The sequence below is a fragment of the Nostoc sp. genome (assembly GCF_035638895.1).
In the GTDB taxonomy this organism is placed as follows: domain Bacteria; phylum Cyanobacteriota; class Cyanobacteriia; order Cyanobacteriales; family Nostocaceae; genus Nostoc.
In genome coordinates this window covers 1-9,376 of sequence record NZ_DASQZC010000343.1, presented here as the reverse complement: position 1 = coordinate 9,376, position 9,376 = coordinate 1, and the positions used below count along the sequence as shown (strand labels likewise).

Sequence of the window (9,376 nt, the reverse complement as noted above, 5' to 3'; positions counted from 1 at the left end):
GAACGCCGTGTAGAACGTGCATTTTTAGAAGCGGGTCAGGCGTTAATGGAGTTGAGAGACAGACGGCTATACCGTTCCACGCACCGAACTTTTGAGGAATACTGCCGCGAACGCTTTGGTTACAGCCGTGATGCAGCGTACTTGAAGATTTCGGCTACTGCTGTTTACGAGAATCTTCAAAAGTTTTTGCCGACCAATGGTCAGCAAATTCCAATGCCGACCAACGAACGACAACTGCGGTTTTTGGCAAAAGCTGAGTTGGAACCGGCTGTACAAGCGAATGTATGGCAACAAGCAGTAGAGCAAGCTGGGAATAAGATTCCTTCTGGTCGGATAGTGAAAGATGTTGTGGATAAAATACGCGAAAGCACGAAAGTACCCAATCCTTACCACGTTAGTGAAATATGCATTCTTCTGCCCAAAGATAACCCAGACTTGAGAGGTAAAGCGGGTTATTGGGGAGTAGTCAGCCACGTTGGTGAATACAATTGTACAGTCCAGACATGGGACGGCGACTACACTGTAAAAATCGAACAGATGAAATCACTGAAATTACTTGATGAAGATTGCTTTTTTATGCAGCAGTTGTGTGCGAGGTTACGGCAGTTGCATCAAGTGGCCAGCCGTGACTCTTCTGTAGATTGGCTGTTGGAGGGGTTGGGGAAGCAAGCCAAACCTTATTTATCATCCTTGCAGGCAAAGCTGCTAGCGGCTGTTGAAAGGGAGTATAATCTTGTGTGGAGACAGCCAAAGTAAACTTGATTGTTAATGCAACAATGCAAGAAATAACCCATTGTATGAAAGCGGTAAGCGAACGCGAACTGCGTCTGGTAGAGAAGACGTTGCCGGAATGGCTTATCGCTTCAATGAAAGAATAGAACTCAATACTTGTTGCAATTGATGAGGTTAAATTTAAAAAGCCCCGATAAAAGTTCAGGGCTTTGCTTTATATGCGGTTTATTAAATGCCAGCCGAAAATTTGTGCCAGCGCTTTTCCATAGAAATAATCGGAATGGGAATCTCTGGATGATGACAGATATTTCAACATCAAAAACTAATAGCGCTGTCAAGAGTCGCACAAGCGATGACGGCAAACCTACAAGCATTTCTGGTCTATTTGGCAACAATTCTATCTGGTATATTCCCACAAGCGGTGACAACGCTGGCAAAGCTTTTCTCTTTGGTACGGGGCCGATGAAATGTGAAACCACAGGTCTTTGCTTTACACCAGACGAACAAAATATGTTTTTGTCGATACAGCATCCAGGAGAAGCAAATGGGATTCGTAAAAATCAGGCAATAGAAACCAGAGAATTTCTCGTCACCACCATAACTGGAGAAGAATTTACACAAACCCGTCAAGTCCCTATCGGTTCCAACTGGCCTAGTAAAGATTCTAACGCGCCACCAAAACCGACAGTGGTAGTTGTGACAAAATCTGCTAATGCCTAAACTGAACTTCACCCAAGAAAAAAGAGCTAACTGTTAACCGTCATTCTGGTGGCGAAAGATGAGCAAGGGCGAACTGTTGCAGAGGTGATGGCTTATGGCAAAGGTGGGGTTGAGGTTAGCTTTAGGGAAGAACTGCTTAAGAGCGGCTTGATTAATACGCGTCAGTCTGGGGTGGAATGCCCGAATCAGATAGCTTTTGAGAATGCCTAAAGGTTGGCGATGTCCAAGTACAAGCCGCTATGTGTCTAAAGTGAGAGTGTGGAGTTTGAACAAATAAAATCTGCGTTCAAACAATCATTTCTGTAAATAACCTTGAGACTGATACCACATAACTGTATCTTTCAATGTAGCTGTCAAAGGTCGAAAACTGACTCCCAATTCTTGCATAGCTTTAGCTGAACTTAAGTTCGCTGTTTCTAATAAGGTTTGGACACCAACAAATGGCATAGGGTTGACACTACCTGTTAAACCTGCCCAGATTTCTAACAACCATGCAATTGAGAGTGCAATTCCATCAGGAATTACCATCTTCGGAGCCTTCACCCCGGAAATCGCTTCTAATTCTAAAGCAATATCTTTCATAGTTTTTAAGGAACCTGCTACGATGTAACGCTCACCACGTTTTCCTCGTTGGGAAGCACTAATCATGGCTGCCGCTACATCCCGAACATCAGTCAAACAAGCACCACCATTAACTATTCCCGGCAGTTTACTGGCCAATAGATTTAACACCAACTGCCCCGCAGAAGTCGGTGCAGCATCGTAAGGCCCCATCATCCAGCCAGGCAGAATCATGACTACATCCATTCGACTAGTTTCTAGAAACTGATAAATTTCTTTTTCTGCCAGAACTTTAGTTTTGAAGTAGAGGTTTTTTTGAGCGAATTTGCTGTAAGGGGCGGTTTCAGTTGCCGCTTGATGGGGATAGGTTTGGATAACGCCACTGGATGAGGTGAAAACTGTTCTTGCTACGCCTTGTGCCTCTGCCGCTTGCAAAAGTTCAATTGTGGCATCCACATTGATGTATTTCATCTTCTCCCAGTGACCACCCGGCTGATAATACTCCCGGAAAAAGGCTGCGGTGTGAAATACGACATCTACTCCCTTTAATGCTGGAGCAAAGGCAGGCACATTCTCAATATCACCCTGAATAAATTCAACCCGGCTATTTGGCTGAAAACGTTTAGCCTTATCAATAAATCTCACCAGCCCTTTGACTTGCCATCCTTGTGAAACTAGCAATTGGCAAAGATTACTACCCAGCAAACCTGTTGCTCCCGTCACAAATGCTGTTTTACCATTCATGCTCTTTATCTCCTAGTGATTGTATTGCTTGTAGATTTCGTCCCAACTTTGTTAATATGAGCTATTACTCGTATTCATATTAGGCAGTATATGAGCAAAAGCTCACATAGTCAATCTCCAAGCAATAAAGCACCCAACTCACCAGTTTCATGTGACGATTCAATATCTCAAAAAACTCGTCGCCATCCTTCCGGCAAGCGTGGTCAGCAACGACGTGATTTAATTCTAGATACCGCCGCCGATTTGCTGGTCGAAGCAGGAGTAGAAGCTATCAACACTAATGTCTTAGCCGAGCGTGCTGGTATTTCTGTTGGCTCGGTGTATCAGTATTTCTCAAATAAGGAAGCAATCTTAACTGCTTTGGGAGAGCGATATATACAACAATTAAGTAACAATACAATAACTGCTTTACAGCAGGATGTTTCCGGTTTAGATTTTGCTACTATCGTTTCGCGGGTGATTGACCCGATGGTTGCTTTTGAACGTCAATATCCGGCTTTTAGACATCTTAATGCTGGGCAAGAAGGGCAAATCACGCTGGCCCAAGCGGCTCAAAGAGTTGAGCAAGAAATATTAACCAATATATATAATTTACTTCTACGGGTTAGACCTCATCTCAGTCCTATCCAGGGATTACAGATTGCAAGGGTAATGAAAGCCCTTTATAAAGGTATGAGTTATCTCATTGGACAGGAACAAGAGATTCACATTCAAGGTGGCGATGTTAATAGTCTAATTGCTGATCTCAAACGGATGATGACAGAATATTTAGAAAAAAATTTAGGTTGATGGCTTTTCATCACCGTTCGCAACCCACGCCATTACTTTTAGCATTAGCTTCGGCTTGAAGAAGCTGTTTTTTGGTACTGTTGCACCCCTGGAGATACTGGCGATAAACAAGGCATCACCGTGCCGAAAGAGATAATTTGTACGCTTTGGCTAAAACCAAGATTGGACAAGCTTTACAAGAAGTGCTGTCTACCATCAAATTTGTGAAATAACTATGGTTATGCTGCTAGTTTTGATCTAGTTTGAACGAAAAATCGTCGTTTCAGGCACAAGAAATTTTCGATTAGTACTATTTTCCCGGATTGGTACGGTGATGCCGAATTTGACAAAAAGGAAAAAATAAATTATTTTCCATTTCAACTCTCTATAGTTATTGTTGAGAGTTCTAATTCTTGTGCTTAAATTTCATAATGCCCATTACAGCAGTTGCCAAAAATCCAAAGATAGTTCCAGGCTCAGGTACAGATTTTACATCATCAATTGAGAAAATTGTTGTACTTCCACTGACCTCATTAGCTGTCACCAACAAAGGTTTACCATTAGGACTATTAACGGCTGAGATAAATAATAGACCTTCTGGCCCTAAGTCCCCTACCTGTGGATTAGTTTTATCGTTTATGGTTGGACTAACTGTGAAATCACGATTGTTAGCGTAGTTAACGAAAGTAGGATTGAGTGGATCGGTAATATCATAAACCATCACACCACTAATACGCTCTAACCCAACAAAAGCGTAAAAGCGACCATTAATTTCGGCAATTTTGACATCTTCTGGTTCTGGGCCTTTGTTGTCGCTACGATCATCAAAGTTGTTCTCTTCATTATTAGAGTTAAAAAAGTTCGGTAACAGTTGGGCAGTAATTTGCTCCAAATCATCGCTACTGTCGTAAACTTGCTTGAGTTTTTTTGTTGCTTCATCCCACTCCAAAATTGAGAAGGAACGACCACCAAAAGCGTAAATCTTTTCAAACAAACCATCGCCATTTTCATCACCAAGAGTGTTGGTGACTGTTAAACGACCCAGGTTGCTATTTTGTTTTAAAGCACTAGCATTAGGGAAAGCTGTAGGGTCGAGTTGATAAGCATTATTACCCACCCTTACTTCTTCTGCAAAACCATCATAGTCACGAGCATCACCTTCGTTAGCTGTGACAATATAGGTTTTGCCGTTGACTTTGTAGGAAGCTATACCATCAGGTTGGTACATCCCCAAGACAGGCCAGTTAGCAATGTTGATAGCATTATCGCGATCGCTAGCATCAATGCCGTTTCCTGGTAGGCTATAATCTTTGAAGCCTAAAGGTAGAATATCGGTAATTTGATTGTTGATCAGGTTGAGGAGTGCGATCGCATTATTTTCTTGCAACGACACCCAAGCCTTTGTAGAATCTTCCGAAACAGTGATATATTCTGGCTCTAAATCTTGAGCAACGGTAGCATTAGGGCCAAAAATTCTCACTCCCGCAGTTCGCATCCGATTAATCTGGCTGTTAAATTGCGTAAAGCCAGCGTTAATTACACTAAAATTAGCAAGATTTATAATGCTCACTGAGCCTTCAAGGTCAACGCTATTGGGCTGATTGTAACTATTTGGTTCACCCTCGTTAGCTACTAACACACGAGTTCCATCGGGTGTAAAGGTGAGCATATCAGGCAACGCTCCCACAGTAACAGAATTTAAGAAATCACCGTTGGCGTTAAAAAACACTGCTTTACCTGGATCTTGGGTCACAGATCCTTGCACTGCCGCAGCCAGTAAGCCATTTTTGAAAGTAACGCTATTAGCCCCGCCACCATAGGCAGTTATATCGATACTTTTAAATAGTGAAGGCTGAGTTGGGTCACTAATATTGATGATGTCAATACTCTTAGTACCTCCATTGACCACAAATAGCCGTTGCGTTACAGGGTCATAAGTGGGGATTTCTGCCCCCCCTTCATTAAAGATACCTGTACTATAAGTACCAATAGTTTTGAGCGACAACGCTGCTGCTGGCGTTGTCATTGCTCCCAACAAAATGGCAGATGGAACTAGTATGGCGACAAGCTTTTTGATAGTCATAATTTGAGGAATGTTAAATGTTTAACTTTTTTGATGTCAGTCAGACAAGCAGACACTCCTTACTGCTAATCGATCGCATGAAAATATCTCCACACAGCTAGTTACTAGCTGTGTGGATTTGTCTTATCTCTGCGTCGGGTAGACTAAATTAGCCTAGCCGGAAGTAGTCACGCTGAGTTAGATGAACCATCAATCATAGGTACATCTGCAAAATTATTAGTTTTAGGTTAATTAATTACTAACTAAAGGTTAACTAAAAATTAAAGCAAGTATTTTTACGGGAACTTTAGGTTAATTAAAGATTAAAGCGAGTATTTTTACGGAAACTTTATAAAACTAAAGCCACCACTGACGGAGTGAAATGAGCAGTTGAAGAGAAATTTACGCGTTTGGAATTGATTAGCCGTTTTGAATATTGCGATCATAATAATTTAATATTAGACTTGCAATTAGGCGTGTCTGTAATCTAGCGCCAGCCTGCTCTAGAGGCTACTAGCGCGGTCATTTTAAAAACACCCAAAAGCGATCAGCGATCGCACTCAACCACCAAAAACAAACCCCGTGCTACGCGAGGTAATACAGGGTGTAATTGGGGATTGGGTTTTCTGACGGCTAGGTTAAGTTACCAGCTTTCTCAACTGCTTCCTTTAACTCTTCAAAGGTAATACTACCGTCTTTGTCTGAATCATAATTTACTAGTAACTCCTGGGGGCTACTGGTATTTGTTTCTGATGAGATGATTGCACTTAAGCCAGGACTTATAAACAGCTCATTAATGGATACTTTGCCGTCTTGATCGCGATCTAATTTATTAAAAAGAGATTGAAGCTCTTGCTCGGTTGCCATAAGTTTCTATCTGAAAGAATCGTTTTTCATCTTAATATCTCATTAATCTCTCAAAATTAAATAAACTTATATCCTTAGACGTAGAAACGGGTATCGCTGGGGCTTAGATCAGGTGTAGGTTGTGGATCACAGGTTTTACAGTTTCCCAGTGAAAGCAAATCGTCATGGTCGTGCCAAGGTTCTTACTCAGCAAGAGATACAGCTAATCTTCAATCATGCCTTAGACAATAACCGCGATCACAAAATCCCGATTAATTCTCTACCACTTTACTGGTGCTAGCTTTTATACAATACTTGATAGTCACCACTGAGAAAATTTTAGTAGCAAATAAGATGCGTTTGCCCTATGCTAGTGATAGCTATTTAGGTAGTGTCTAGACCAAGAAACCAAGTATCCGCTCAATAAATCGGGGCGAACTACCAGCTCAGGAACGAGTTTACGCCAATTTGAGCCTTGTCACTGAGCGATTTACCCCGAATTATTGAGCGGTTATGAAACCAGTTTAAATAGATACTGCATTTCTTTGAACTACCTATCTAAGATTTTTCCCCGATGGCAGGGCTACTCATAGATGACACCTCTGCCAGCAAATATCTTTGAATCAAACTTATAACTGAGAGGATTGATATGGCAGACCTTATTGGAGACAACAGGAATAACACTCTAATTGGCACGTTTGACAATGACGCTATCCTTGGTCAGGGCGGTGATGATAACCTCTTTGGTCGGGGCGGCAATGATGACCTCTTGGGTGGGGCTGGCAATGACTCGCTTAATGGCGAGGACGGCAATGACCTTCTCAATGGTGAGTCCGGCGAGAACACCCTGCTTGGTGGGTTCGGCGATGATGTCCTCCTTGGTGGATCTGGCAATGAGCTGCTTGATGGCGAGGAGGATGACGATCAACTCCTTGGCAGAGGCGGTGACGACACCCTGCTTGGTGGGTTCGGTAATGATGCTTTCCTTGCTGGATCTGGCAATGACCTTCTCGAAGGCGGGGACGGAAATGACCGACTCGCTGGAGAAGACGATGAAGACCAACTCTTTGGCGGGGAAGGGGTTGACACGCTCAATGGCGGGGCTAGCGATGACCAGATTGATGGCGAGGATGGTAATGATAACTTGATTGGTCAGGCTGGCGATGACCGACTCTTTGGCGGGGCTGGCAATGACCGACTCGAAGCAGGGGACGGGGATGACCAAATCTTTGGTGGGACTGGCAATGATACTGCTGACTATTCAAATACCACTGCTGGTGTCACCGTTAACCTAGCGACTGGAACTGCCAGTGGAGGGGCTGGGAATGATATCCTATTTAATATCGAACAAGTCTTTGGTTCTGGTTTCAACGATTCTCTAACTGGCGGGCGCGGTAATGACACCCTCTTTGGTAGAGGTGGCAATGACCTGCTTGATGGTGGAGTTGGCAATGACCTGTTTGATGGCGAGGAAGGCAACGATATTGTCCGTGGTGGGGCTGGCGATGACACCTTGCGTGGTGGGACTGGGAATAACCGACTCTTGGGTGGAGATGGTGTTGATACTGCTGATTATCTTAGTGCCACTGCCGGAGTCACGATTAACCTTGCCACGGGAACCGCTACAGGGCAGGGCAGGAATGATGTCCTGTTGGAGATTGAAAGAATCGTTGGTTCTAGGTTCAATGACACCATCTTTGGCGGAGCTGCCAATGACTTCTTCCTCAGTGGTGGGGACGGGAATGACTCTGTCAATGGTGGGGCTGGTAATGACCGCCTCTTTGGCGATAACGGCAATGACACCCTCCTTGGCGGAACTAACGACGACTTTATAAATGGCGGGAACGGCAATGACTCCCTGCTTGGCGGTAGCGGCATTGACATCCTGCTTGGTGGGGCTGGCAATGACCAACTCCAAGGTGAGGACGGGAGTGACACTCTCATTAGTAGAGAAGGCAATGATACCCTGCTAGGCGGCAGCGGCAATGACATTCTGCTTGGTGGAGACGGGGATGACCAACTTCTTGGTGGAGGGGGGGATGACCAACTCTTTGGTGGGACTGGTGTTGATACTGCTGATTATTTAAATGCCACTGCCGGAGTCACCGTTGACCTTGGCACTGGAACTGCCAGTGGGGGAGATGGGAATGATGTCCTGTTCAATATCGAGCAAGTCTTTGGTTCTAGTTTTAACGACTCCCTGATTGGAGGAGGCAGCAGTGATACCCTCTTTGGCAGAGGCGGCAATGACACCTTGCTTGGTGGGGATAGCGATGATTTTCTTGATGGTCAGGAAGGTAATGACCTCGTCTTGGGCGAGGATGGGAATGACAGCCTGTTTGGCGGGGCTGGCAATGACCAAGTAGAAGGAGGAGAAGGCGATGACACCCTCCGTGGCGGGGTCGGCAATGACACTCTCCTTGGAGGACCTGGAAATGATGTCCTCATAGGCGTTGATAGTAACGGTTCTGATTCTCCTGGATTAGGGGAGGTTGATATCCTAACTGGAGGGCCTGGGGAAGATCAGTTCTTACTTGGAGATGCTACTAATGTCTTTTATGACGATAACAGTGGAAGTAATGGTTTTGCAGACTACGCTACCATCAGTGGCTTCAACTCCAACGAGGATACAATCCAGATCAAAGGAACATTGGGAGACTATCGCTTGCAGACTGTGGGAGCCAATATAAGCGTATTTCTGGACAAATCAGGGGGAGAGCTAGATGAACTCGTTGGTGTTGTGCAAGCGTCGTCTTTGAGGCTTGATAGTGACGACTTCCTGTTCTACGAAAAAGAAGATGCTCGACAAGGGACAAACAACACACTAGCCACTGCTGAGGAGCTAGGTACTTTAACATCAGGTTCAGAAGTTAATACCTCTGCTCAACTGGCAACACTTACAGGGAACAATCCTGATTTCGACTTTTTCACATTTTCTTTAGC

At 44.1% G+C, this 9,376-nt stretch carries 9 protein-coding genes; 6 read left to right on the top strand and 3 right to left on the bottom strand.

Annotated features, from left to right (window positions below):
- From VE944_RS16755 to VE944_RS16745, 3 genes are all read left to right on the top strand, one after another.
- On the top strand, positions 1-756 hold a 756-nt coding region (locus VE944_RS16755; RefSeq protein WP_324978976.1), incomplete at its 5' end, for a hypothetical protein.
- 144 nt (positions 757-900) lie between these two features.
- Positions 901-1,452, top strand: coding sequence for an alkaline phosphatase PhoX (locus VE944_RS16750; protein WP_324978974.1), 552 nt, complete (start codon positions 901-903; stop codon positions 1,450-1,452).
- A 48-nt stretch (positions 1,453-1,500) separates the two neighbouring features.
- Positions 1,501-1,662: a hypothetical protein gene (locus VE944_RS16745; protein WP_324978971.1), complete on the top strand. Its 162-nt coding sequence runs from the start codon at positions 1,501-1,503 to the stop codon at positions 1,660-1,662.
- Positions 1,663-1,746: 84 nt separating this feature from the next.
- On the opposite strand, the gene VE944_RS16740 is transcribed toward VE944_RS16745, so the two are convergent.
- A complete protein-coding gene (locus VE944_RS16740; protein WP_324978968.1) occupies positions 1,747-2,757 on the bottom strand; it encodes an SDR family oxidoreductase in 1,011 nt (336 codons plus the stop codon).
- A 90-nt stretch (positions 2,758-2,847) separates the two neighbouring features.
- Between VE944_RS16740 and VE944_RS16735 the strand changes: the two genes are divergently transcribed.
- Positions 2,848-3,546 carry a TetR/AcrR family transcriptional regulator gene (locus tag VE944_RS16735; RefSeq protein ID WP_324978965.1) on the top strand — a complete coding sequence of 233 codons (699 nt, stop codon included), beginning with the start codon at positions 2,848-2,850 and terminating at the stop codon, positions 3,544-3,546.
- Between the two features lie 385 nt (positions 3,547-3,931).
- Here VE944_RS16735 and VE944_RS16730 read toward each other — a convergent pair whose 3' ends face one another.
- Positions 3,932-5,608 (bottom strand): choice-of-anchor I family protein, encoded by a 1,677-nt coding sequence (locus VE944_RS16730; RefSeq protein WP_324978962.1) that lies wholly within the window; start codon positions 5,606-5,608, stop codon positions 3,932-3,934.
- A 612-nt stretch (positions 5,609-6,220) separates the two neighbouring features.
- Positions 6,221-6,454 carry an EF-hand domain-containing protein gene (locus VE944_RS16725; protein WP_324978959.1) on the bottom strand — a complete coding sequence of 78 codons (234 nt, stop codon included), beginning with the start codon at positions 6,452-6,454 and terminating at the stop codon, positions 6,221-6,223.
- A gap of 121 nt (positions 6,455-6,575) precedes the next feature.
- Between VE944_RS16725 and VE944_RS16720 the strand changes: the two genes are divergently transcribed.
- Together VE944_RS16720 and VE944_RS16715 are read left to right on the top strand one after the other, a co-directional pair.
- Positions 6,576-6,734, top strand: a complete 159-nt coding sequence (locus VE944_RS16720) for a hypothetical protein (protein WP_324978956.1) — start codon at positions 6,576-6,578, stop codon at positions 6,732-6,734.
- Positions 6,735-7,082: 348 nt separating this feature from the next.
- The coding region (locus VE944_RS16715; RefSeq protein WP_414690132.1) for a calcium-binding protein at positions 7,083-9,376 on the top strand (2,294 nt) is incomplete at its 3' end.